21 protein-coding genes and 1 tRNA gene are annotated in these 24,071 nt (G+C 56.7%); 10 read left to right on the forward strand and 12 right to left on the reverse strand.

Annotated elements, in window-relative coordinates; translation table 11 throughout:
• Window positions 1-620: AEC family transporter (locus tag Q669_RS12065; RefSeq protein WP_022992446.1), on the forward strand; the 620-nt coding region annotated here is incomplete at its 5' end.
• Window positions 621-666: 46 nt separating this feature from the next.
• Here Q669_RS12065 and Q669_RS12070 read toward each other — a convergent pair.
• Window positions 667-757 (reverse strand) — tRNA-Ser (locus Q669_RS12070).
• A gap of 202 nt (window positions 758-959) precedes the next feature.
• Here Q669_RS12070 and Q669_RS12075 point away from each other — a divergent pair.
• Both Q669_RS12075 and Q669_RS12080 read left to right on the forward strand, forming a co-directional pair.
• Complete coding sequence (locus tag Q669_RS12075; protein ID WP_022992447.1) at window positions 960-1,490, forward strand: isochorismatase family protein; 531 nt, start codon at window positions 960-962, stop codon at window positions 1,488-1,490.
• A gap of 21 nt (window positions 1,491-1,511) precedes the next feature.
• Complete coding sequence (locus tag Q669_RS12080) at window positions 1,512-2,180, forward strand: cupin domain-containing protein (protein ID WP_022992448.1); 669 nt, start codon at window positions 1,512-1,514, stop codon at window positions 2,178-2,180.
• 57 nt (window positions 2,181-2,237) lie between these two features.
• Here Q669_RS12080 and Q669_RS12085 read toward each other — a convergent pair whose 3' ends face one another.
• The 4 genes from Q669_RS12085 to Q669_RS12100 all read right to left on the reverse strand — a co-directional run bounded on the left by Q669_RS12085 (window position 2,238) and on the right by Q669_RS12100 (window position 5,450).
• Entirely contained in the window at window positions 2,238-2,603 is a 366-nt protein-coding gene (locus Q669_RS12085; RefSeq protein ID WP_022992449.1) for a hypothetical protein, read from the reverse strand.
• A 120-nt stretch (window positions 2,604-2,723) separates the two neighbouring features.
• Entirely contained in the window at window positions 2,724-3,623 is a 900-nt protein-coding gene (locus tag Q669_RS12090) for a LysR family transcriptional regulator (protein WP_022992450.1), read from the reverse strand.
• Window positions 3,624-3,657: 34 nt separating this feature from the next.
• Window positions 3,658-4,485: a CheR family methyltransferase gene (locus Q669_RS12095; protein WP_022992451.1), complete on the reverse strand. Its 828-nt coding sequence runs from the start codon at window positions 4,483-4,485 to the stop codon at window positions 3,658-3,660.
• Between the two features lie 35 nt (window positions 4,486-4,520).
• Window positions 4,521-5,450 carry a chemotaxis protein CheV gene (locus Q669_RS12100; RefSeq protein WP_022992452.1) on the reverse strand — a complete coding sequence of 310 codons (930 nt, stop codon included), beginning with the start codon at window positions 5,448-5,450 and terminating at the stop codon, window positions 4,521-4,523.
• Between the two features lie 185 nt (window positions 5,451-5,635).
• On the opposite strand from Q669_RS12100, the gene flgA reads away from it, so the two are divergent.
• The 3 genes from flgA to Q669_RS12115 all read left to right on the forward strand — a co-directional run bounded on the left by flgA (window position 5,636) and on the right by Q669_RS12115 (window position 7,276).
• On the forward strand, window positions 5,636-6,343 hold the full coding sequence (gene flgA, locus Q669_RS12105; RefSeq protein WP_036149659.1) for a flagellar basal body P-ring formation chaperone FlgA: 708 nt from the start codon (window positions 5,636-5,638) through the stop codon (window positions 6,341-6,343).
• 128 nt (window positions 6,344-6,471) lie between these two features.
• Window positions 6,472-6,798, forward strand: coding sequence for a flagellar biosynthesis anti-sigma factor FlgM (flgM, locus tag Q669_RS12110; RefSeq protein ID WP_022992454.1), 327 nt, complete (start codon window positions 6,472-6,474; stop codon window positions 6,796-6,798).
• A 7-nt stretch (window positions 6,799-6,805) separates the two neighbouring features.
• Window positions 6,806-7,276 carry a flagella synthesis protein FlgN gene (locus Q669_RS12115; protein WP_022992455.1) on the forward strand — a complete coding sequence of 157 codons (471 nt, stop codon included), beginning with the start codon at window positions 6,806-6,808 and terminating at the stop codon, window positions 7,274-7,276.
• Window positions 7,277-7,347: 71 nt separating this feature from the next.
• On the opposite strand, the gene Q669_RS12120 is transcribed toward Q669_RS12115, so the two are convergent.
• Complete coding sequence (locus Q669_RS12120) at window positions 7,348-8,091, reverse strand: hypothetical protein (protein ID WP_022992456.1); 744 nt, start codon at window positions 8,089-8,091, stop codon at window positions 7,348-7,350.
• 204 nt (window positions 8,092-8,295) lie between these two features.
• Between Q669_RS12120 and Q669_RS12125 the strand changes: the two genes are divergently transcribed.
• The 3 genes from Q669_RS12125 to Q669_RS12135 all read left to right on the forward strand — a co-directional run bounded on the left by Q669_RS12125 (window position 8,296) and on the right by Q669_RS12135 (window position 11,540).
• On the forward strand, window positions 8,296-8,904 hold the full coding sequence (locus Q669_RS12125) for a peptidylprolyl isomerase (RefSeq protein ID WP_022992457.1): 609 nt from the start codon (window positions 8,296-8,298) through the stop codon (window positions 8,902-8,904).
• Between the two features lie 5 nt (window positions 8,905-8,909).
• A complete protein-coding gene (mnmC, locus tag Q669_RS12130) occupies window positions 8,910-10,805 on the forward strand; it encodes a bifunctional tRNA (5-methylaminomethyl-2-thiouridine)(34)-methyltransferase MnmD/FAD-dependent 5-carboxymethylaminomethyl-2-thiouridine(34) oxidoreductase MnmC (protein WP_022992458.1) in 1,896 nt (631 codons plus the stop codon).
• 90 nt (window positions 10,806-10,895) lie between these two features.
• A complete protein-coding gene (locus tag Q669_RS12135; RefSeq protein ID WP_022992459.1) occupies window positions 10,896-11,540 on the forward strand; it encodes a CBS domain-containing protein in 645 nt (214 codons plus the stop codon).
• A gap of 27 nt (window positions 11,541-11,567) precedes the next feature.
• On the opposite strand, the gene Q669_RS12140 is transcribed toward Q669_RS12135, so the two are convergent.
• From Q669_RS12140 to Q669_RS12160, 5 genes are all read right to left on the reverse strand, one after another.
• Entirely contained in the window at window positions 11,568-14,306 is a 2,739-nt protein-coding gene (locus tag Q669_RS12140) for a hypothetical protein (RefSeq protein ID WP_022992460.1), read from the reverse strand.
• 147 nt (window positions 14,307-14,453) lie between these two features.
• Window positions 14,454-16,490, reverse strand: a complete 2,037-nt coding sequence (gene ligA, locus Q669_RS12145) for an NAD-dependent DNA ligase LigA (RefSeq protein ID WP_022992461.1) — start codon at window positions 16,488-16,490, stop codon at window positions 14,454-14,456.
• Window positions 16,491-16,514: 24 nt separating this feature from the next.
• Entirely contained in the window at window positions 16,515-17,531 is a 1,017-nt protein-coding gene (zipA, locus tag Q669_RS12150) for a cell division protein ZipA (RefSeq protein WP_022992462.1), read from the reverse strand.
• 130 nt (window positions 17,532-17,661) lie between these two features.
• Window positions 17,662-21,153 (reverse strand): chromosome segregation protein SMC, encoded by a 3,492-nt coding sequence (gene smc, locus Q669_RS12155; protein WP_022992463.1) that lies wholly within the window; start codon window positions 21,151-21,153, stop codon window positions 17,662-17,664.
• Between the two features lies 1 nt (window position 21,154).
• The gene (locus tag Q669_RS12160) at window positions 21,155-21,835 is read right to left on the reverse strand and encodes a GntR family transcriptional regulator (RefSeq protein WP_022992464.1); all 681 of its coding nucleotides are present in this window, start codon (window positions 21,833-21,835) and stop codon (window positions 21,155-21,157) included.
• A 272-nt stretch (window positions 21,836-22,107) separates the two neighbouring features.
• Between Q669_RS12160 and Q669_RS12165 the strand changes: the two genes are divergently transcribed.
• Window positions 22,108-23,034, forward strand: coding sequence for a GGDEF domain-containing protein (locus Q669_RS12165; RefSeq protein ID WP_022992465.1), 927 nt, complete (start codon window positions 22,108-22,110; stop codon window positions 23,032-23,034).
• 9 nt (window positions 23,035-23,043) lie between these two features.
• Here Q669_RS12165 and rluB read toward each other — a convergent pair whose 3' ends face one another.
• Window positions 23,044-24,030 carry a 23S rRNA pseudouridine(2605) synthase RluB gene (gene rluB, locus Q669_RS12170; RefSeq protein ID WP_022992466.1) on the reverse strand — a complete coding sequence of 329 codons (987 nt, stop codon included), beginning with the start codon at window positions 24,028-24,030 and terminating at the stop codon, window positions 23,044-23,046.
• Window positions 24,031-24,071: the final 41 nt, after the last annotated feature.

Below are 24,071 nucleotides of genomic sequence, written 5' to 3' on the forward strand. Positions count from 1 at the left end.
CACGTTCGCCGGAATACGCAGCGTTGGCCGCCAACCTCTATGGCGACTATGGGCTCTCGGCCGGGGGGCTGCTGCTGGGTCTGGTGATTGTGGTCTACAACTCGTTGTCGGTGATCGTGTTGCTGGCTTATCAGCCGGGAAAAACCATGAGCCTGAGCAACACCCTTCGAGACATTACCCGCAACCCCCTGATTATCGCGGTGGTACTGGCCATCCCGTTCGCAGCCTTTGAAATCAAGCTTCCAGGCTGGGTAATGACGAGCGGCGACTACTTTGCCTCTCTCACTCTTCCGCTCGCCCTGCTCTGTATCGGCGCAACAGTCTCGCTGAAAGCCATCCGCAGTGACAGTGGCCCGGCCATGGGTTCATCCATCTGGAAGATGGTGTCTTTGCCGGCCCTGTGCACATTTGTAGCCTGGCTGGCCGGCTTTGAAGGGCGCGAACTCGGGCTCATGTTCCTGTTCTTCGCCAGCCCAACGGCAGCAGCCAGTTTCGTGATGGTGAAGGCTTTGGGCGGCAACGATCGCATGGCAGCGAACATTATCGCGCTGACGACATTGCTGGCGAGTGTGACGGTAACTACCGGGGTGTTTGTTCTGCAGTCGATAGGAGTTGCGTAAGAGAGAACCAACAAAAAACCCCAGCATTTCTGCTGGGGTTTTGTATTGGCGGAGAGGGAGGGATTCGAACCCTCGATACGCTATTAACGTATACACACTTTCCAGGCGTGCGCCTTCAGCCACTCGGCCACCTCTCCAATAAACTGTTTCAAATCAGCGATGTCGTCGCTCATTTGAGGGCGCAAACTTTAATGGTTTTGACGGCGTTTGGCAACTCCATGTTTTGAATTCATCGAAAAAATTTTCCTAAGGGCCTTACGATGGCCTCGGACATAACAAACCTCTCAGCCATGGCGTATCCTTTCAGGAAACCCGCTCAACACGTTCAGGAGAATGACCATGCTGATGAAAGCCGACCAATCCACCCTGTTGCTCATCGATGTTCAGGTACGGCTAATGCCTGCCATTAGCGAAGGCGATGCGGTTGCTGAGCGTTGCATTACGCTGGCAACCATCGCCGGACTGCTTGGCGTACCCGTGATTGCAACCGAGCAGATACCTGAAAAACTTGGGCCGAATCTGGAAGGCGTTAAGGAGCTGTGCAACAAAACCCTGGCGAAAACCCATTTCGACGCCTGCCCGGACGGACTCATCGACGAATTGCCAGAAGGCCGGCAACACATTGTCATCGGAGGCTGCGAAACCCACGTATGTATGCTGCAAACCGCCCTGAGCCTCCTGGATGCCGGCTACAAGGTATGGGTGGTGGCTGACGCCACCGGGTCCCGTAGCGAACTTGATCGGGACGTAGCTCTGGATCGACTGCACCAGAGCGGCGCCCGCATTGTTACCACTGAGATGGTGGCCTTTGAGTGGATGGTTCACTGCAAGCACCCACACTTCCGGGACATTCAGGCCCTGATAAAGTGAATGACAGAAGGTAGACACGTTATGCTCAACATGGATTTTTCCCAGCGCGTTGTTATTCATACCCACGAACAGCACTGGGTCCCCAGCCCCGCCGCAGGCGTTGAGCGCAAGCCACTGGCCCGAGAGGAAGCCGAGCGGGGCCACGCCACCAGCGTTGTACGCTATAAGCCCGGCTCCTCCTTCTCTACCCACGAACACCCTCTGGGTGAAGAGATTCTGGTGCTTGAAGGCGTTTTTTCCGACGAGACCGGCCACTATCCGGCCGGCACCTACATTCGGAATCCTCCGGGCAGCAGTCATGCACCGTTCAGCGAAGAGGGCTGCACCCTGCTGGTCAAACTCCATCAGTTCGACCCGAGAGATACCGCGACGGTCAGAATCGATACCAATGCCGGCCACTGGCTGCCCGGCATTGGCGGTTTACAGGTTATGCCGTTGCACGAATTCGAGCATGAGCACGTTGCCCTGGTGAAGTGGCCGCCAAACGAGACCTTTCAGCCACATCGTCACTTTGGTGGAGAAGAGATTTTTGTGCTGTCCGGCGAATTCTGTGATGAACACGGACGTTATCCCGCCGGGAGCTGGATTCGCAGCCCCCACATGAGCCAACACCATCCGTTCGTAGAGCACGAAACGGTCATCTGGGTAAAAACCGGGCACTTACCGGTCAATCATTCCCCTGAAACATAAAAAGGGCCCCAATCGGGGCCCAAGAGAGCGTGCAACACTGCTTGCTAGCCGGAGCAATCAGGACGCATAGCGTCCTTGCCACCCGGCGCCACCCAGCAAATCATCACTGGCCCGTTCATGGCCATTACCAGTGAGGAGCAATTCCCCCGCTGGCACAGCGAAAACGTGATAGGCCTCAGGACCAAACGGATCAAGAGCGGTATCGATGTATTGGAACCGATCAGGAACCGGCTCACCCGACATTGCTACCCGGAACTGCCGTTCCACCGTGGGAGTGGTTACATTCAATGGCTGCTGTACCCAAAGGAAAACCGCCTTATGCGGCACCAGATACTCGCAGCGTACCACTTCATAGCCCTCTCTCAAGGTCAGGGTGGTAGGCTCTTTACCAGGTTCGAGTCTGAACTTGTGAATCGTTTTCATAACTGCGCTCCTCTGGATACTGCGGAATACGGTCCCATGATGGGGCAGCGCAAACTTCGATAAAATAAGTTTTCTTAAACAAAAAACATCGACTTTTTCGAGGATTTAACAGCTTGGCGCCTAGCGCTCAAAGATCCCCTGACGAGCCTCACAGATTGCCCGCACACCCTCGTGGGCCAGCTTGCGGCTTCGGGTAACCGCGAACAGCTGGTCTGTCACTTCATCGAGCGAAGCAATCAAAGCCACCTGATACTGCCGGCACACCTCATCCTGAATCATCGTAGGGGCGGCGAATACACCAACTCCCTCGCGACCAAACACCTTGATAAGGGCGCTGTCATCGACTCGGGCAACCAGGTTCATTCGCACATTATTGAGGTTGAACCAGTGCATCAGTTTCTCGAAATACGGCGCATCGGTGGCGTTCGCCAGCAGCGGCTGGTGGTTGAGGGAATGAGGAAAACCGGTTTTGAGTTTCTCCGCCAGTTCAGGTGCAGCGAACAGACTGATGGTAGACCGGGACAACGGATGAACCGCAAACCGCTCAGGTGATTCAGCCTGGGGCATTCTGTCGGTCAGCACCACATCCAGCTCTTTGCGCTTGAGGCTCAGCAGGAGATCTTCAGTCCGGCCGGTCCGGCATTCAAGCTGCACGGGCCGGTTCAGTTTCATCGCGGGGTGAAGAAGGTAATAGGCAATCAGCTTGTGGATAGACGCCGATATGCCCGCAGACAGCGAAAGCGGCCTGTGTTCAGGCCCCGCCCTCAAGGTTTCAGACAACTGGCCGGTCAGCTCGAAGATTTCATCGGCATAACTGCGAACCATATGGCCGAGTTCTGTGAGTACCAGTTGCCGGCGCTCGCGGCTGAATAACCGGCCGCCCACCGCGCCCTCAAAGGTCGCAAGCTGGCCGCTGAGGGTCTGGGGAGCCAGGTCGAGTACCTCGCTGGCCCGGGCAATGGAGCCTTCGCGGCTAATTATCCAGAAATAATAGAGATGCCGGAGGTTCAGATTCTCCACATCGGTACCCTACTCCGCATTTAACAGTTCCCGGCTATTTTTTGCGATAGATAATGCCTGGATGACACTGAACCATTTCATAGAGGTTGGGAAGCCCGTTCAAAGACTCGGAGGCCCCGAGAATCAGGTAGCCCCCGGGGTTCAGCGCCCCATGCAGCCGGGTAAGGATGTCCTTTTTCAGATCCGCCGAGAAATAGATCAGCACATTTCGGCACATGATGATGTCGAACTTGCCCAGCATGTATCGGTCCAGCAGGTTCAATTCCTTGAATTCCACCATGGACTTGATTTGCGGGCGAATCTGCCACCCACCGTTGGCCGAGGGGGTAAAAAAGTGTTTCTGGCGCTCCGGGGAAAGCCCCCGGCCGATGGCGATCATTTCGTATTCGCCACGGCGGGCAACTTCCAGCACGCTTTTGGAGATGTCCGTTGCGGTGATTTTTACATCCCGTAGCTTACCAGGCCGGGTACGGCGGAACTCGTCCACCACCATGGCTACAGAATACGGCTCCTGGCCAGTAGAACAGGCGGCAGACCAGATTCTCAGGGGCTGGAGTGAATTTCGCTCGGCGAACTCCGGCAAGAGCTTTTCCTGCAGAATCCGGAACGGATGATTATCCCGAAACCACAGCGTCTCGTTGGTGGTCATCGCATCGATGACCACTTCGCGCAAACCCGCCCGACCAGGCCTCTGCAATCGTTCGAGAAGCTCTCCAAGGGAGTTCAGGCTGTTTTCTTCGAGTATCCGCCGAAGCCTGCTCTTCACAAGGTACTGCTTGTTATCACCCAGCAGAATGCCGCACGCATCCTGCAGGAACTTTTTAAAGGCTTCGTATTCCTGGGGCGTCATGTCCGCTTTCATTGGATCTCTTCGTGGGTGAAACCGTCAGCCGAGCACTAGTGCTGATCAATAATCTCCATTACTCGCTCGGCCAGCTCATCCGGGCTGAATTTCGCCATGAAATCGTCTGCGCCCACTTTCTGCACCATCGCCCGGTTAAAGACGCCACTCAGCGAGGTATGCAGCATGATATACATTTCTTTCAGCGCCGGATCTTCCTTGATTCTGGTAACCAGGGTGTAGCCGTCCATTTCCGGCATCTCAACATCAGAGATAATCAAAGACAGGTGGTCGCTTGCTTTTGAACCGTCCTGGGTAATCTCCTTGAGATACTGTAGCGCCTGCTTGCCGTCGTTTTTGGTAACCACTTCCATTCCGATAGCGGTCAAACAGCGCTCAATCTGCCTGCGAGCCACGGAAGAATCATCCACAACCAGCACGGGCAAATGGCCGGGAACCCGTTCCGCACTTCGGCTGACCAGCTCTTCCGTCACATCTTCCCTGAGCGGAGAAACTTCTGCAAGAATCTTTTCTACATCTATGATTTCTACAAGTTTATCGTCAATCTTGGTAACCGCCGTGAGGTAGACATCCTTTCCGGCACCCTTCGGTGGAGGCAGAATGTCTTCCCAGTTCATATTCATAATCCGGTCTACGCCCGTTACCAGAAAGCCCTGAGTTTTACGGTTGTATTCCGTGATGATCACGAAACTGGTGGACAGCTGTTCCTGCGGTATACCCGGCAAGCCAATCGACATACTCAGATCGATAATCGGAATGGTTTCACCGCGGATGTGGGAAACCCCTCGAACCACGCTCCGGCTGTTGGGAATCGATGACAGCTTGGGGCACTGAAGCACCTCTTTGACCTTGAATACGTTGATGCCGTACATCTGCTGCCCCCGTAAACGGAACAGCAAGAGTTCGAGCCGGTTCTGACCGACCAGCTGGGTGCGTTGGTTAACGCTGTCTAATACCCCTGCCATGATGCTTTACTCCTGGCGTGCCTATACCGGCATCAATATTGCTTAAATCATTGTAAGGTGGTTTCAGGCATGTCCAAGACAATTCTTTGACGCCTGCAGACCTGTTAAGGGTTAACGGCCCAAGAACCCGAATCCTTAACGAATTTCGACAAAACACACAGATACAGACAGCATAGGACAAACCGGTGCGTATGCGAATCATCTTTTTGGCTGCATTGTGCCTTTTACTGAGCCCGGTCACTCAGTCTTCAGAACGTACCACTGCTGAAACCATCCGTAACGCCGCCCAGACGTTCCTGGCAGAGTGGTCCAGAACCCTTGCTGCCGAGGGCTACACGAGCCGCTACGAAGTTGGCGCTATCGACAGCCGCATCGCCCTTGCTGCCTGCAACCAGGGGCTGAACGCCGAGTTTGCGGGCGATCCGCTACAGACCACCAGCCCGTCGGTCCTGGTTTCCTGCAGTGGTGAACGCCCCTGGAAAATGTACGTGACCACCAGCGTTGAGGTTCATGGCCCTGCCCTGGTAGCGGCTCGCCCCCTGGCGCGCGGGGAGCGTTTGACACAGGATCTGGTAACCGTAAATTCGGTTCAGATCAACGCCAGTCGCCGCGGAGTACTCACCCGCAAAGAGTCCATTTCAGGGATGATGATGCGCCGCCCGGTGAATGCCGGCACGGTAATGACCCCGGATCTCCTTGAAGCCCCCAACGCGATTGAGCGGGGCGATCATGTTATTATCACCGCGCGTTCAGGCTCATTTTCGGTGTCTTCTCGCGGTAAAGCACTGGCGAGTGCAGGGGTTGGAGAGCAGGTTCTGGTAGAGAATCTCCGCTCGTCCCGGACAGTCAAAGCCCGTGCGGTTGGCCCCGGGCGGGTCGAAATTCCGATGTAAGGCAGCAAAGTAGCAAAAGCGGCAAATGTTTTCCGTTTTGTAACTAAAGTATGGCGCGGATTTGCCGTTAAGTAGATATAAACCCGAATACGCCACTTTGATGTGGCCCCAGGCAAGCAGGTATTGATATGTCAGTTGACTTAAATGGAATTGGCCCAGGCCAGGTCAACACCACTCGCACCACGGCCGACAAAGCCACAGGCAACCAGGGCTCACAGGCGACAACTGGCGAACAAGCCAAGGCCCAAAGCCCCGCTGCCCGCGGTGAAAATGTGAACCTGAGCAATCAGGCAAAAAACCTGAAGCAACTTGAGCAGAAGCTGGGGGATTACCCCGAAATGGACGATGATCGTATCGAACAGATTCGTTCTGCTCTTGAGAACGGCACCTACAAGGTAGATGCTCAGAAACTGGCCCAGAAAATGCTTGAGATGGATAAAAGCATTTTCGGGTGAGTAAAGCATGAACGCACATGAACAGTTGAAAGCGATTCTTCAGGAAGATATCCGCCAGCTTGAGCTGCTGGCGGAACTTCTCCACCAGGAAAAATCCGTGCTCTCCTCTGCGGATATCCAGCCCCTGCAAGAAATGACCAGCCGGAAGAACCAGATTCTTGAAGGCGTTCGTGAACGCGCCAAAAAGAAAATTCACCTGCTGGTGAATATGGGCTACAAGCCCAACGCAGGAGAGCCATCACGATTCATTCGGGCCGCGGGCATGGATGAGCTCCACCAACTCTGGAAAGACGCAGACACCCACTTGCGCGAATGTCAGGCTGTGAACCAGAACAACGGCCGAATCCTTGGGCATCTGCAAAAGCGCCTGTCACGCCTTACCGACATCTTCCGAGGCGCTTCCGCCCAGCAGAAGCTCTATGGCGCCAAAGGCCAGCAGACCAACGTCTCAAGCACCAATATTCTGGCCAGTGCCTGATACACCAAGCGCCCAGAGAAAATAAAATGCCCGGAGATTTTCCGGGCATTTTTCGTTTCAGGGCACGGCTTTCAGCGCGTGTAAATGGTCATCTGCGAATCGGGGTGAAAGCGGATATCCCGGATACTGACATTGCCCATGGGCGGTGTTTGCCCGCCCATCACACGAATGTTGTCCATCCGGATTTCCTCAATACGCTCAGGAAATGCCAGCCGCAGGCCTCCGTCTTCCTGCAGCGAGTAGCGAGGCTCTGAGTCCCGGTAATGCACACCCGAAATCGTAAGGTCGGAATCCAGAAAGCTGAGCACCGGCACGAACACGTTGGCCGCCAACCTGATTCCTTCCACCACGTCGACATCGGGAGAGTCACCTGAGGGATTGTCCCTGGCGCTGCCAGGCATGGAAGAAACCGCCTCCAGGCGCTCCATCAGGCCGATACCGCTTTGAGCAGACACCCCTGACATTTCTTCTTCCGACAAGGGCGTGAGATCGCCCCGTGCATAGAGCTCGCCCGCTTCAGCGCCAATCTGCCCTGCGTTGGTGTTGCTGGACGCCAGTGAAACCAGGGGCTGAAATGGCAGAGTGACCATGGTAACCAGTGCCGCTGCGTTACGGTAACGGGACTGATGCTTGAGTACCCGGTGGAGCTCCCGCTCTGAGATCCAGCCGGCAGCGATTAACACCTCACCGAGGCGCTGGCCGGTTTCCCTTTGAGCACGAAGTCCTTCTTCCAGCTGACCTTCAGACAGATAGCCACGATTGATCAGCAACCGGCCAAGCCGGGATTTCTCTTCAAAACCCTGACGGATTCTCACCAGATTCCTCCTGCAGTATCAGTGATCACCGTACAACCCGGCCCGGTATTCAACAATCAAGTGAAGCGTAGCCCACAACCTCTGAGCATGCTGTTCTGATTTACCCTTAATGGCGTAATGATCTGTTAAGATCTGCTCAAACTTCGTAATAACCGGATTATCTCAGTATTCTGGTCACCACCTGTAACAGAGAGCTGCCTTAAAATGACAAATACCGTAAAACACATCTCGATTGTGATGTCTGTCCTGTTTGCCTTCGTTGCCACTCTGCTGACCACCTCACCAGCCATGGCCCAGAGCGAAGAAACAGCACTTCCGGAGGTCCGCTTTGTGACGACGGAAGGCGCATTCGTGCTTCAGCTGCGGCCCGACGTCGCTCCAAAAACCGTTGAAAACTTTTTGGCCTACGTAAACAACGGATTTTACGACGGCACCATCTTTCACCGTGTGATTCCCGGCTTCATGGTCCAGGGCGGCGGATTCGATGAGAATCTTGGACGCAAACAAACCAGAGCCCCGATTGTGAACGAAGCCACCAGCACCCTGCCCAACCTTCGCGGCACCATCGCTATGGCCCGGACCAATGCGCCGGATTCTGCCACCAGCCAGTTTTTCGTTAATGTGGCCAACAATGATTTCCTGAATGCCGGAGTGCGAGGCCCGGGCTATGCCGTTTTTGGCAAGGTTACCGAGGGCATGGGTGTAATTGATCGTATCGCAGGGGTTCAGACCGGCTACCAGCGTGGCATGGCCGATGTCCCGGTGAGCCCGGTCATTATCGAGTCCGCCGAAGAAATCACGAAAGACAACTGAGCCCCATGACCCCCGACCTTCTTCCGCCGGCCATGGAACCGGCGGAACTGATATGGCGAGACGGAGTGCCTGAATCGGCCCGCTTTGGCGATGTCTATTTCAGCCGAGATGACGGACTGGCCGAGACCCGTTATGTGTTCATCGACAGAAATGAACTGCCCGGGCGATTCGCAGCACTGAACAGCAACAGCCATTTTGTGATCGCGGAGACCGGTTTCGGCACCGGGCTCAACTTCCTGGCAACCTGGGCAGAGTGGCTCGCTCAACGCCCCGACGAGCAAGACCACGCAATTCTTCACTTCATCTCGGTCGAGCGCTATCCCCTGTCTCTGGCCGATCTGGAAAAGGCCTTGGACAGCTGGCCAGGGCTGCAGCCCCTGGCCCGGGAGTTGATTGAGAACTACCCTCCGCTGATAAAAGGAACCCACCGCCTGGTGCTTGGCGGCGGCGCCATCAGGCTTACCCTCTATTTTGGCGATGTGCTGGACGCCTGGAACGAACTGGAATTCGTGGCCGACGCCTGGTTTCTGGATGGATTTGCGCCGTCACTGAACCCCGACATGTGGCTCGAACAGGCCATTCAGCAGATTCGTGCTCACAGTAAACCGGGCACCACCCTTGCCACTTTTACTTCGGTCGGTCGGATTCGTCGCGCTCTCGCCGATGAGGGCTTTGACATGCTGAAAGTGCCCGGTTTCGGCCGCAAGCGGGAGATGCTGACCGGCAGATTTCCTGCGGCGGAACAGGCCGTTGCACCCGCCGCAGGAGCGGAGCCCATCGCCATCATTGGTGCCGGAATTGCCGGTGCCACCCTGGCCCGCAATCTGGCAGAACGGGGCGTTCCGGTAGTGCTTATCGACCAGGCCAATGGCCCCGGCGCGGGCGCCTCCGGCAATGACCAGGGGGCTTTGTATGTAAAACTCGGTGTCGAGTACAACGATCAGACAGAGCTCGCGGCCACCGCACTTTCCTTCAGTCAACGCTTCTACCAACGCTGGCAGGGCGAGTTCTGGCACCCAAGTGGTTTGCTGCAGCTTGCAGCAACGGATCAGGAACACGATCGCCAAAGGCGATTTCTGGAACGCAACACCTACCCTGAAAATCTGCTGGCGGCCGTGAAAGCCGGCGAAGCAAGCCGTATTGCCGGCATGCCGGTCCAGTGCGAAGGGCTCTGGTTCCCAGGTTCCGGCTGGCTACAACCGGCCCGTGCGTGCAAAACGCTGATTGAGCACCCACTCATCCGCACGATTTTCGAGTTTCAGGTTGATACGCTGCGGTGGGTGGAAAATTACTGGGTAATAAACGCCAGTGACGGAAGATCACTCAGGGCAACTAAGGTTGTGGTTGCCGCCGGCCACGAAACCGGCGCTCTTGCTCCTGTGCCCGAAGGCCAGTCGCTGCGGCTTAAGCCAATTCGCGGACAGGTCACCCGGATACCCGCAGACGACTGCCAACTTCCAGACGTGGTTATTTGTGGCACCAAATACCTGAACCCCGCTTATCAAGGCAATGCCATAACCGGTGCCACATTTGATCTGCATGACGATAACCCGGAACCAACGCCCGAGGGGAATCAGGAAAACCTCGACCAACTTCGGGAACTGCTGCCCTCCGTAAACATCTCAGAGCACATACAGGCAGAACATCTTGAGGGGCGCGTGGCATTCCGCTGCACCACACACGACTATCAGCCGGTGGCTGGTCCCTGCCCAGCCAGCGACGAGCCAGCCCAGCCCGGCGTTTTTCTACTGACGGGTTTCGGCAGCAAAGGCCTGGTGTGGGCTCCCCTGCTGGCTGAATATCTGGCCGACCGGATCTGCGAGCAACCGCCCTGCCTGAATACCCGGCTCGCCCGTCGTGTGGAAACGGGACGTCTTTACCGGAACCAACTAACCGGATAGTAATAAACTCGTGCTATAGCGAACGGTCAGGCGGCCGATAAAAGGTCATAAGGTGGTGGTAAAGGGGAGAATCCCCGGAGAGGTGGAATCATGTCCATTTTCGTCAGTGAACCCGGGCGCCCAATCGGGACCCGGTTACCCGAAGCGTTCCGAAGTCGCCGGGTGGGTGATGTCACCGAGCTGTCGGAGTCTGAGGCCATTTCTGCCGAACATAGCGAGGCTACCGATGCCGAGTTCCAGCAGGCAGTCCACAGCGGTGGCGGTGGCAGCCGCTTTCGCGCGCTTCAGGAATATGGTGCCGCTGCCGCCGGCGAACGCCGGGAAGAAAGGGTTTACCTGCCAGTCGCTGACATCAGCTCACCAGCCCAGTTCTCGGTTCCTGCTTCTGCCACCGTCGCAGAGGCATTGGATACCATGGAAGAACACGGAGTTCATCATCTGGTGGTGCTGGCCGATAGCAATGTGGCAGGTCTGATCGATCTGCGCTGGCTACTTTCGTGGATTCACGAACACAGTTCAGAGGCTTTGGACCAAAGCCTGATTCACATCGAACTTCCGGCTTTTCTGACCGCCTCTCCGGAAACGGATGCCCATCAACTGGCTCGCCTGATGCTCGCTCACCGGCTGAATGCCGCGCTGGTGATCAATGCTGCCGGAGAACCCGCCGGTGTGGTTACCAGCACAGACTACCTGAAACTCTATGCCAATGCCGGCCGGCAGGAAGGGTCGGTCTGAATCCTCCCTGACCTGCCAGCCTGAGGATTACGGCGTTATCGGTGTCAGTAACTCACCTTCCGGACTGAAGACAAGCACCATTCTCTCGCCGTTTCTGTCCGCCAGCACCACTAGCTCATCGTCGCGATAATTTTCCAGGTCGAGAATTTCCAGACCTTCGAATGCCAGCTGCTTACGCCAGTTCCGGAACGCTGCGCCGGATTCGGATGTGTCCACTCGGGCCAGGATACTTTCTGTGCCAGACACCGGCGCCGCCTGACCTTCAACAAAACTCCCGTTGGTATTGCCCGACACCACGATATCACCGTCGAACCGGACACCGCTGGTCAGGAGTTCATTGGAAAGATCATCGGCATCATCAACGGTGTACGCGCTCAGAGGTTCGCCTGAAGTATTGAATCCAAGAACAAAACCAGCGCGGTTATCCAACGGTGTGCGAATAATCTCATCCTCTGCGTTATCGGTACCGGCGTCCTCTGGCTGGGCTTCACGGAATCGGTAGCTATAGGGTGCATCGCCGACCAGCACGACCCCTGCCCCTCCATAAAGACCGTCCCCCAGCGATTCAGAGTTGTCTTCACCTACCTGATACACGGTCGGTGATTCTCCTGTGTTGCCATTGAAGAAATACGGACCAACATTGCCCAGGCCATCAAGCGTCATTGGCGATGACCCGAACAGCAGCGCCAACGAGCCTTGTGAGCTACCACCGACCACGGTCTCATTACCGGATGAGCCCACCTGCCGCGCCCAGGCCAGGGTCGGCTCCAGAGCCCCTGCGTTCTCGGCAGTATCAATGCGCGCCAGGAAACTGTCGGTACCGCCCTGATAGGCACCGGTATTCCAGGCACCTCGGGTTTCACCCCCCACCAACACATAGCCAGTGGTGCCGTTTATGCCAACCCAGCGCACCGAATCGTCGGCCGGGGTGCCAATCCGATAGATTTCATCGTCCCAGCTGGGAACATAGTTCCCCGAATCACCGTTAAAATGGAACAGTGCCGTTACCGCATCAACCCCGCCCACCGGTGTGCCCAGGCCTGCCTCATCAGAGCTGAAAGCAACGGCAATTTCATAACGATTTACGCGGTTATTGTTTTCAGTGACCGTTCGCACACCCACGTCCAGAAATACCTCGGACGGCGGCATTGCCAAGCCCGAGCTTGTCACATCAATAGGATCCTGGAGCACAGCGCCTGCCTGGTCATAGATGCGGACCTGAACCTGATTGTTCCCCGGAACGTAGCCAGCAACAAACACCCGGCCCTCATGGCCCAAAGCCACATCCGTTGCCACAAAGCCATCATTCCAGGCCAGCGGTGCGATCAGGCGGTTCAGGTTCAGCCTCAGCAGTGTTTCAGAAGCGCCCCTGGCATACCCTGCCCGACCAGCCTGATAATTGACGTCTACGCCAATGGGCGCTGCGTTGTCATCCAGTTCTTCCCCCTGATTGTTATAGGCAAGTGCGCGAACACCAAAGGTGATTTCATCCTGCTCCAGCGGGAATACCAGCTCTTCTATTTCGTCATAGTCGTCCTGTGCATTCTTCTGAACAATCTCGAAGGTTTCGTCCTCGATAACACCGGTCAGTGCACCAATTCTCGCCAGTTTGGCTCTGAATTCGGTTTTACGGTCACCGGTGAGAATAGCGCGATACTCTCGAGTCGTCTCCGTATTGATTGTATCGCGGCTGCCGCCATTGACGGTTTCAATGCTGAGTAGCGGTTCATTGTCCTCGATGGAAATGTTGGCCTTGACCTCAACACTGCCGTTGCCAAGGGAGGCAATGCCCTGGCGAACCTCGGTCAGAACCATCGTCGCGACTTCTGTTGGCTCGGGAATCAGGTCGTCGACCACTTCAAAGGGAATGTAGCACTCGGTAATACCGGGCTTCAGCGTCACAACACCACTGGTAACCGTATCACCAGTCATGTCGTATTCGATGTACTCGAGAGGATTACCTTCTTTATCAACGGGGTGATTCAGTTCGTCGCTGAGCGCAACAAGGTCTTCGCCGATAATAATCGCACCGGTGTTGGCGCGGCTATATTGGCAGTCCTGATGGGCGGGATCAGTTTCGTCATTGTCACAGGCAGTTGGGTCGAAATCAGAACGCAACTCAAAGGCGATTTTGACTTCGGTAACGGAGGGTTGATCCAGATTTACTTTTACATACGCGCGCTTTGTTGGGTAGGTGACTGACTCAGTTCCATCCGGCGCACCCTCATCCGTGAACTTCTGGAGCTCATAAGAATAGGAGCCGGCATCAAGCTCAGGCACCGCACACCGCTCTTCCGACTCGTCTTCGGAGTCCTGGCTTTCACCTTCTTTCAGATTGGCTCCGGCAAGGGTGATAACGTTCCGCTTGACGTCGATATCAAACGGCTGAAAACCCGCCATGCGGCCGTCCGTGGTGACTATCTCGATATTCTCGGTCTGGCCAAGATCAGCTTCACCCCGGTTGCCTCCGGATAGCCCAGGCACACCGCGCATGATAATACCCTGACGCGCCTTATTGCTGGTGTCTTCCAGCGCAAGCCAGGATGGCGCATTGGTCAGCGAGTAATCGAGTATGCTTTCACCGCCATAGGCACCCCAGTTGTAGTAATACTCCACCCCCAGATAGGCGGTGGTCGGTGGCGCCCCCAACAACGTGGGCTGGTCAGGATCTTTTTCGGTCTTGCAGCCGGTTGCTGCCAGGGCAATCAGGGCAACACCAAGGAGGCGGCCCGAGGCGGTTGAGCGGGAGAACAAATCGGCGCGCATGCAAAAATCCGTTTCATGACGTTATTGTTATGGCCGTGCCCGGATGCCTGGCATCCGGTTTACACACCGTTACAGATCAACGCCATGGTAGCCAATTTGAATCCGGAGCGATCTGCGCGAGTTCTCAGATTCTTTGGCCAGCAGCCCTCAGACCTCGATACCATGTTCCCGCAGCAGGTCGGCCAGCACTGCCTCATCCAACACAGGTACCCCCAACTGCTCAGCCTTCGTCAATTTGGAGCCGGCAGCCTCGCCTGCGACAACGCAGGCGGTTTTTTTGGAGACACTACCAGCCACTTTGGCACCGAGCTGCTCAAGCTTTTCCTTGGCCTCATCCCGTGTCATCCCGGAGAGGGTCCCAGTCAACACCCAGGTCTGACCACTGAGAGGCTGTTCATACGCCGACAGCACTTGCTCTTCCTGCCAGGTGACGCCTGCTTCTTTCAGCGCCGCAAGTGTTTCCTGATTATGGGGCTGATCAAAGAAGCTCCGGATATGACCGGCCACAATAGGCCCGACATCAGGCACCGTCTGGAGAGACTCTTCATCCGCTTCGGAAATCGCTTCCAGCGTGCCGAAATGGGCTGCCAGCCCCTTGGCGGTCGCCTCACCCACTTCACGAATACCAAGTGCATAAAGGAACCGCCAAAGCACCGGTTCACGGGAGCGATCGATGGCGGCAGTAAGATTTGCCGCAGATTTGTCGCCCATACGCTCCAGACTGGCGATCTGGAATTTCGTCAGCCGGTAAAGATCCGCCACGGTGCTGACCATACCTTCGTCCACCAACATCTCGATCAGCCGGTCCCCAAGGCCCTCAATATCCATGGCCTTCCGGGAGGCATAATGCCGGATCGCTTCCTTGCGCTGAGCCGGGCAATACAGGCCGCCCGAACACCGCGCAACGGCCTCTCCCTCAATCTGGACAATATCCGAGCCGCAGACCGGGCAGTGCTCGGGCATTTCAACCATCGGCGCCATGGCCGGGCGCTTTTCCGGCACCACCTTCACTACCTGCGGGATAACATCCCCGGCCCGGCGAATGAACACCGTATCGCCGATATGAACGTCCAGGCGTCGGATCTCATCCATATTGTGCAGGGTTGCATTTGACACAGTCACACCGCCGACAAACACCGGCTTCAGGCGGGCTACCGGTGTCACTGCTCCGGTTCGACCCACCTGGAATTCCACATCTTCAATGATCGTCAGCTCTTCCTGGGCCGGAAACTTGTGGGCGATCGCCCAACGCGGGGCGCGGGAAACAAAACCCAGCTCCTGCTGAAGATCGAGACGGTTTACCTTGAACACAATGCCATCGATTTCATAGGGCAAGCTGTCGCGCTTGGCCATCAATTCGTTGTAGGCATCCAGACAGGCTTCCACACCCTCGGCCTTGCGCATTTCCGGATTGATCCGGAACCCCCAGTCCCTGACAAGCTGCAAACTGTCCCAATGAGTTTCAGGCAGTACACTTTCATCAGTTACCGCCATACTGTAGGCACACAGTTCCAACGGGCGCCTGGCGGTTACCGTCGATTTCTTCTGGCGCAGGCTTCCGGCAGCAGCGTTGCGGGGATTTACAAAGGTCTTCTCGCCCTGCTCTGCCAGGCGCTCATTCAGCTTCTCGAAACCGGCACGGGGCATGTACACCTCGCCGCGGACCTCAACAAGATCCGGATATCCCGAGCCACGCAGCTTGAGAGGTACCGACGGAATGGTACGAATATTGGCGGTGATATCTTCGCCGGTATAGCCGTCACCCCGGGTCGCGGCACGGGTTAATGTACCGTTTTCGTAGTGCAGGCTGACGGCGAGACCGTCCAGCTTGGGCTCACAGACATACTCAATGGCCCCGTCCTCTCCCAACCGGTCACGAACCCGACGGTCAAAATCCCGTAGCTCGTCCTCACTGAAGGCATTATCCAGCGACAGCATCGGCAGGCGATGGGTAACTTCCTCGAAACTGGTCTCAGCGCTGCTGCCTACCCGGCGGGTCGGCGAATCCTCTGTCGCCAGTTCCGGGTGTTCGGCTTCCAGCTTCTGCAACTCCCGAAACAACCGATCGTACTCGGCGTCGGGGATCCTGGGGTCGTCCTGAACGTAATAGTAATAATTGTGGTCTTCGAGGGTAGCGCGCAGAGAGTCCACGCGCTTCCGGATAGTTTCGGGAACGTTGGTCATCGGGTCTGGGGTCCGGACGGGCTGCTAGGCTCGCTGGGAGCGTTGTTTGCGTTCAAACTCACGAATGCGCTGGCGACAGTGCTCAATGGTTTGCGGCGTCATTACGCTTCGGCGCTCATCTTTCAGTTCGCCACCAAGGTTTCGGACTACGCACTGGGCAGTTTCAAGCATAAATTCGAAGGCCTGCAACGCATTGGTGGGCCCCGGCAGGCTCATGAAGAAACTGATACCAGGGGTGCTGAGGCCGGCCATGTCCTGCGGGCGGAAGGTACCCGGCTCCACGGCATTGGCGACACTGAATTGCACAGGCGTGGTAGTGTCCTCGGATTCATGGCGGTGGTAAATGTCCATATCGCCATGCTCCAGGCCGCAGGCCTCAAACAGGCTCTTGAGCTTACTGCCCTGGAACTGCTCGCCGCTGCGGGCCAACACGTTGATCACCAGCACTTCCCTGGCCTCGGGGCGATTGGCTCCGGCCAGGGGCTGATTCTTGCGCGGCTTGTTGGGCGTTCGCCTGGCAGTATCTTCCTCAACCTCGGTGGTAACCACCGGCGGTTCTTCCGCTCTGGGTTCTGGTACGGCTTTGGCCTTTTCAGGACGGGAGGGCCTGGTTTTCGGTCTATCCACCTCCGGTGCCGGAGTGCTGACCGCCTCGGGCTCAACGGGCTCGGATTCTTCTGTTTCCGGTTTCACGACCCTGGGAGGGCTCAGGATGCCGTCATCCTCATCGTCGTCCCGGGCGCTCCAGCCGGATTCCGGGGTTACATCGTCTTCTTGATCAGCACTTACGGGCGCGGACATATCGCGTTTCAGATAGCCCCGGTCTTCCAGTGTCGAGCGGGAAACCGTGCGAGCACCACCGTTTGGCAATTCCGGGTTGAAATCATCATCCAGCGGGGAGTCCTTGAGTTCGTCGGCCCCCATACCGGACGAAATGGCCATGGATTCCTTCCGGGCACGCCGCATACGGCGCACACCGTCAATCACAATTCCAATAATAACCAGGGTACCTATGGCAATTAACCATTCCCTAAGTGACATAATGCTGCTGTCCTGTTTGCAGTTTGGAACGTTGCTACTCTAAGAAAAGCCCGTAATGAATACAACGCACACCGGGCCCAGATGGCGTTATTGTCATGGTTGGCGAGCATTTCACCAACCACTGCGCCTATCAGGCCTCAGCCAGCGCGGCGGCCTCATCCACATCAACAGATACCAGGCGCGAGCAGCCGGGTTCGTGCATGGTGACCCCCATTAACTGATCCGCCATCTCCATGGCGATTTTGTTATGGGTAATGTAGATGAACTGAACCTGTTTCGACATCTCCTTAACCATATTCGCGTAGCGACCCACGTTGGCGTCGTCCAGCGGCGCGTCCACTTCGTCCAGCATACAGAACGGAGCGGGATTGAGCTGGAAAATCGAGAACACAAGCGCGATGGCTGTCAGCGCCTTCTCACCCCCCGACAACAGGTGGATGGTGCTGTTCTTCTTGCCCGGCGGCCTCGCCATGATGGCCACGCCAGTCTCCAGCAAGTCTTCCCCGGTCAACTCGAGATAGGCATTGCCACCACCGAATACTTTCGGGAAAAGGGCCTGCAGGCCGCCATTCACCTGATCAAACGTCTCTTTGAAGCGCTGCCGGGTTTCCCGGTCAATTTTCCGGATAGCATTGTCCAGGGTTTCCAGCGCTTCCATCAGGTCGTTGTGCTGCTCGTCCAGGTAGGTCTTTCGCTCGCTTTGTACCTGATACTCTTCAATGGCCGCGAGGTTAATTGCTCCCAGACGCTGGATACGGTTACCGATTTTCTCCAGCTCTTCGGCCCAGACCTTTTCTTCAGCATCCTCTGGCAGCTGTTCGAGCACTTCCTGGAGTTTAACGTCGAGTTCCTTGAGCTGCTCAATATGGTTGCCGGAGCGAATTTCCAGGGCCTGGGATTCCATCTTCAGTTTTTCCAGCCGAGCCCGGATTTCCTGAACCTGATGCTCGGTTCGGCTCCGCCCCTGTTCGCGATCACGAACCTGTCGATCAATCTCTTCCAGGGCATCCCGGGCGGCACTAAGCTTTTCTTCTTCGGCCAGTCGTCGTTCCAGCAACCCTTCAAGTTGCAACTGGAGATCCTCAATAGGCTCCTCGGCACTTTCGCGGGATTCCCTGAGTACATCCAGCCGCTCTTGCAGGCGCTCTTTCTGCATCTGCATCCGGTCGATGGTTTGCTGCAGTCCGTCGCGCTGGCTCTGGAGGGTCTGCAACTGTAGTTGCAGTTGATGAGCGTGATCACGGTCATGCCGGGCTTCCTGGCGCAGGCGGTCCAGCGTTTCCCTCAGAGAATCCCGTTGCTCCAGCAACTGCTCTTTCTCTTCCTCACTGTCCTCGCTGGATGCGAGTGCAATATCCCACTCTTCACGGGCTTCCTGGAGGTTGGCCTGCTGCTCTTCCAACGCCAGACCCACATCCGCAATGTCTTCCCTGATCCGGGACAGCCGGGCTTCAATCTGCTCTGCCCTGGCTTTCAGACCACTGGCACGTGAGGCCAGAGCCCCAAGCTCCCGCTCAACGTCGCTGTGGCGGGCTTGAGCCTCGTCCCGTTCGGTTTCGGCACGCTCCGCCTTCTCCTGGAGATGCTCAAGCTGCTCGGTTGCCTGCTCCAGCCTGGCTTGTGCTTCCGCCAGCTTTGCCTGCAATTCCGTTACCTTTTTCTGACGCTCAATCACACCAACCTGAGCGGCATCGGAGTCAGGCATCAGCAACCAGTCACGAGAAAGCCAGACACCGTCCCGGGTGATGATGCTCTCGCCAGGCGCCAGACCAGATCGGTTGGCCATGGCTTCAGAAAGGGTATCGGCAGCCTGAACCAAAGAAAGCAGCTGGCTGATCGCCCCAACACCACTCACCTTGGCCGCCAGGCCACGGGTTTCGGAGGCAACGGCACGGTCACTGACCACCGCAAAACCTTTGGGGGCCGATTCCAGCGCTGTAGCCAGTTGATCGAATTCCGGCAACGTCAGGCCCTGAGTGAAGCGGCCAATGACCTGCTCGACGGCAAACTCCCAGCCGTCCTCAATCGACAATTTCGCAGCAAGTCGCGGCGCGTCGGTCAGCCCCTGATCGGCCAGCCACGATTGCAGGGCATCGTCGCCGGCACCCATTTGTTCGTCCAGCAGTGCCTGCTGGGACTCCATCGTGGCTTTGAGGCTCTGTACCGTCTGGCGATATTCAGATGAACTCTGTTCGGCTTCGCGCAAAGCCTGTCTGCTCGAATACACCTGATCCTGCAGTTGCTGAATACGCTCCGCGGTTTCTTCCCTTTTCAGTTCCAGGGTTTCCTGTTCTTCCAGAAGCTGCTCGAGCTCCGAGCGATCCAATTGTCCGTCCAGCAGCGCCTGCTCATCGCGCAATTTCTGTTGTCGGGTTTTCAGCTGTTCGATGGCGTCTTCAAGAGAGCGAATTCGGGATTGCGCCAGTTCGGCCTGCCGGCGGGCATCCGATGAACGGGTACTGAACTCATCCCAGCGGTGCTGCCAGTCACTCATGGCCTCTTCTGCCTGCTGGAGCTTCTCGGCCGATTCCTCTGAACGTATCGCCAATGCCTCCTGCTCAGGCTCGATCATGTCGAGCTCTTCCCGGAGCGTGGCCAGCTTTTCTTCATCCTGTTCCAGTTCGCGGCCTAATTCGCGCTCGTTGGCCAGGGCCTGATCCAGCTCTGCGGCAGTCTGTCGGCTGCGCTCGCGCTGGTGCTCCAGACTTTGCTCAATACGGACAATGTCGGCCCCGGCCTCATAGTACCGGGCCTGAGCCCGGTTAAAGTGCTCGGTCCGTTCATGGTGGTCTTCCCGGAGCGATTCCAGCGAAGTTTCCAGGTTCACCCTTTCGGTCAGGAACTTCTCAAGTTCCAGCTCGGTATCGCGGATTTTTCCGCGCCAGGTCTGAAGATCGTCATCCAGGGCTTTCCAGCGCAACACGGTTAGCTCGGCTTTCTTTTCGCGCTCTTCCTGTTTGTAGGCTTTGTATTTTTCCGCGGCTGCCGCCTGACGCTCCAGGTGCTGCAGTTGACGTCCAAGCTCTTCGCGAAGGTCTGTCAGCCGCTCCAGGTTCTCCTGAGTACGGCGAATACGGTTCTCCGTTTCCCGCCTCCGTTCCTTGTATTTGGAAATGCCCGCAGCTTCCTCGATGTACACCCGCAATTCCTCAGGTTTCGCCTCAATCAGCCGGGAAATCATGCCCTGCTCGATAATGGCGTAACTGCGCGGCCCGAGACCAGTGCCAAGGAACAGATCGGTAATGTCACGACGACGGCATTTGGAGCCATTCAGGAAATACTCGGATTGCCCTTCCCGGGAAACCCGGCGTTTTACCGAAATCTCGTTGAACTTCACAAACTCGCCGGGCGCCGATCCGTCACTGTTGTCAAAAACAAGTTCAATCGACGCCTGTCCCACCGGCTTGCGGGCACTGGAACCGTTGAAGATAACGTCGGTCATCGATTCGCCACGCAGGTACTTCGCGGAACTTTCACCCATTACCCAGCGAACGGCATCGATAATATTGGACTTGCCACAGCCGTTAGGGCCCACCACCGCGGTCATGTTGGAAGGGAAAGGCACCGTAGTGGGATCAACGAAGGATTTGAATCCCGCGAGCTTGATGGACTTCAGCCGCATATCAGGCGGTCTCCTCCGTGAGAATACTCAGAACCTGGTGGCGCTGATGCTCGCCAAAGTCCTGAATAACCCGTTGCAGACGCTCGGAATCGCCCTCAACGGCAGCATCGGCCAGACGACGGAAGAAGGTACCGGTTTCTGCGATCTCACTCCGGAAATGATCCAGCGCCACGTAATAGGTCCGGCTGATGGCGGGACGGAAGTTTTCGAGGGTTTCCTCAAGAAAGGGATTGTCAACCAGACGGTAGGCATACTGCATGACCCCGAACCCCGCTTCAATGACCCGCTCTGCGGCATCGGGCGCATTCGAGTTCAGGGCATCAATAACCGCCTGCATTTCATTAACCTGCCCCATCACGCCGCCGAGCTGTTCACCTGGCCAACGCTCCAGCACCTTGCGAGCCAACATGCACAGCAGATCGATGTAAATATCGTAAAGGGCATTCACCGAGTCTATCGTCAGCTCCGACACCACCGCCCCGCGCCGGGGATAGATCTCAACCAGATGACGCCGCTCCAGAATCAGCAGAGCCTCACGCACGGAGCCGCGGCTGACATTCAGATCGCCGGCGACCTTGAGCTCCTGAATTCGCTCTCCCGGCTTGAGATCGCGAACAACAATGCGCTGCCCCAGATGTTGGGCAATCTGTTCGGATAGGCTTTCCGGTGCCTGAAATCTCATAAATCGACAGCTCGCTTGGTACATTCAAGCGCAGGAGTTTATCACAGGCTTTTGGCAGCCCCACCCCTTTGTCCGACATTTCGATTGCACGTCTTCAGAACCGGCAACCCGCTGCCGGAATTTTGACAACCAGGCAAATATTATCTGCCAGTTTATGGAATCGACTTTAACAGGAGGCACTTTTCTATTGTTTTTATTGGGTTTTTATCTTATGGCATTTTTTCTGCTTATTGGTACAGCAAATCACTTTGTCACCAGCAGAGCGTCCTACTGTGAAAAACCTGACATCGATCCGGCCAAACACTTCCCGCCCCGCGCGGCTTGCCGCTTTGAAGCAGTCGTTCCAGGACTGGAACAACACCTCCGATGTCATGGCCCGGCTGGCCAGACGCCTGAGCACCACTCTCTCCCTCGAGGCGCAACTGTCGATTCTGGCGGAGGAGATGACAGACATGGTGCCTTTCGACTCACTCAATTACAGGCACCGCATCGCCCGTCAGGACTTCGTTTTTTCCACTGGCATGGGTGGCCCCCATCGCTGCGAGTACCGTCTCTCTCTGGAAGGTCACCAGTATGGCACTCTGACGTTACACCGTCGCCAGCGATTCAGCGAAGAGGAACTGACGGGTATCGAGATGATGCTCTCCGGTGCGATCTGCCATATTCGCAATGCCTGCCAGTTCATTGCCATCGAACAGACCGCACTGACGGATTCCCTGACAGGCATTGGCAACAAACGGGCACTGGATGAGGCGCTCCAGCGCGCCAGCGCCATGGCGGACAGACACGGCGCCCCCTGGAGCCTGATCCTGTGCGATCTGGATCACTTCAAACTGATTAACGACAACCACGGCCACGTGGTTGGCGACCACATTCTCGCTCGCACCGCAGAAAAGCTTGAGCAGGCCCTGCGTAATTCCGACACGGTCTATCGCTTTGGTGGCGAGGAGTTTGCCATTCTCCTGCCTCATACCAACGAGCAGGAAGCCCGTGACGTAGCAGATCGAATTCGGGCTGCCATTGAAAGCATTCGAGTGGACGGCGGTGAAACACCTCTGACGGTTACCGCCAGTTGCGGTGTGGCGATGCACCTGACGGATGAACAGCCCGAGCAATGGCTTGCCCGGGCCGACGAAGCACTCTACCGGGCCAAGGCGGCCGGCAGAAACTGCACACGGGTATTCGCAAGTATTTCCTGAAGAGAAGCCTCAGCGAGCGGGCTTTCTGCCCTTGCCTGCAGACGGCTTCCCGCGGGAATCAGACCGTTTTTTTGGCGGCGCACCATCGGCGACTTGCCAGCTTCCACCTTTACGCGTCCGTTGCAGTGATTTACCAGGACTCTTGCGGCGCTTGCGATCATGGGCAGCCTGCTCTCCCGGAGTTTTCTGGGGTACAGCAACGCTGCCGAGCCCCACGGCACGGCTCAGCGCATCAACACCCTTCTGATCCAGCTCTTCCCAACGGCCCATGGTCAACCGGCTGGGCAGGAAGATCGGTCCATACCGTACCCGCTTGAGACGGCTCACCCGAACGCCCTGAGATTCCCAAAGGCGACGCACCTCCCGGTTGCGACCTTCCAGCAAGGTTACGTGGAACCACTGGTTCATACCTTTGCCACCCGCCGGGCTGATATCGGTAAACTTGGCCATGCCGTCTTCAAGCAGCACACCTTCCTTCAGGCGCTCAATCATGGCGTCATCCACTTCACCGAATACCCGAACCGCGTATTCCCGGTCAATCTGACTGGAGGGATGCATCAAGCGATTCGCCAACTCACCGTCGGTGGTAAACAACACCAGACCGGTAGTGTTGATATCCAGACGCCCAATGGAGATCCAGCGCTGGTCCTTGAGCCGCGGCAGGCGGTCAAACACCGTGGGCCGCCCTTCCGGGTCTTTCCGGCTGGTTACTTCGCCCTCTGGCTTGTTGTAAATCAGCACCCGACGCACAACTTCGGCAGCTGAACTCACGTCCAGCAGCTTGCCATCAAGCTCAAAACGATCAGAAGTGGAAGCCTTCTGGCCAGGCTGAACCGGAACACCATTGACCAGCAGTCGACCGGCCTCTATCCAGCCTTCCACTTCCCGCCGGGAGCCAACGCCGGCGCGAGCAAGCAGCTTCTGCACCCGCTCCGGACCTGCACTTAGAGACTGATCGCTACGGGCTGTTTTGTTTTCGGGGCCTTTTGCCGCCATAAGGGTAAATATCCTTGATATACGGGGCTGAAACCTGGGTT

It is taken from the genome of Marinobacter sp. C1S70, from assembly GCF_000475355.1.
Taxonomy (GTDB): Bacteria; Pseudomonadota; Gammaproteobacteria; order Pseudomonadales; family Oleiphilaceae; genus Marinobacter; species Marinobacter nauticus.

Bases quoted from the DNA above. Each gene is read 5' to 3' on its own strand.
- Q669_RS12075 (WP_022992447.1), top strand. From the start codon at position 960: ATGCTGATGAAAGCCGACCAATCCACCCTGTTGCTCATCGATGTTCAG.
- Q669_RS12080 (WP_022992448.1), top strand. From the start codon at position 1,512: ATGCTCAACATGGATTTTTCCCAGCGCGTTGTTATTCATACCCACGAA.
- Q669_RS12085 (WP_022992449.1), bottom strand. From the start codon at position 2,603: ATGAAAACGATTCACAAGTTCAGACTCGAACCTGGTAAAGAGCCTACC.
- Q669_RS12095 (WP_022992451.1), bottom strand. From the start codon at position 4,485: ATGAAAGCGGACATGACGCCCCAGGAATACGAAGCCTTTAAAAAGTTC.
- Q669_RS12100 (WP_022992452.1), bottom strand. From the start codon at position 5,450: ATGGCAGGGGTATTAGACAGCGTTAACCAACGCACCCAGCTGGTCGGT.
- flgM (WP_022992454.1), top strand. From the start codon at position 6,472: ATGTCAGTTGACTTAAATGGAATTGGCCCAGGCCAGGTCAACACCACT.
- Q669_RS12115 (WP_022992455.1), top strand. From the start codon at position 6,806: ATGAACGCACATGAACAGTTGAAAGCGATTCTTCAGGAAGATATCCGC.
- Q669_RS12125 (WP_022992457.1), top strand. From the start codon at position 8,296: ATGACAAATACCGTAAAACACATCTCGATTGTGATGTCTGTCCTGTTT.
- mnmC (WP_022992458.1), top strand. From the start codon at position 8,910: ATGACCCCCGACCTTCTTCCGCCGGCCATGGAACCGGCGGAACTGATA.
- Q669_RS12135 (WP_022992459.1), top strand. From the start codon at position 10,896: ATGTCCATTTTCGTCAGTGAACCCGGGCGCCCAATCGGGACCCGGTTA.
- Q669_RS12140 (WP_022992460.1), bottom strand. From the start codon at position 14,306: ATGCGCGCCGATTTGTTCTCCCGCTCAACCGCCTCGGGCCGCCTCCTT.
- ligA (WP_022992461.1), bottom strand. From the start codon at position 16,490: ATGACCAACGTTCCCGAAACTATCCGGAAGCGCGTGGACTCTCTGCGC.
- zipA (WP_022992462.1), bottom strand. From the start codon at position 17,531: ATGTCACTTAGGGAATGGTTAATTGCCATAGGTACCCTGGTTATTATT.
- smc (WP_022992463.1), bottom strand. From the start codon at position 21,153: ATGCGGCTGAAGTCCATCAAGCTCGCGGGATTCAAATCCTTCGTTGAT.
- Q669_RS12160 (WP_022992464.1), bottom strand. From the start codon at position 21,835: ATGAGATTTCAGGCACCGGAAAGCCTATCCGAACAGATTGCCCAACAT.
- rluB (WP_022992466.1), bottom strand. From the start codon at position 24,030: ATGGCGGCAAAAGGCCCCGAAAACAAAACAGCCCGTAGCGATCAGTCT.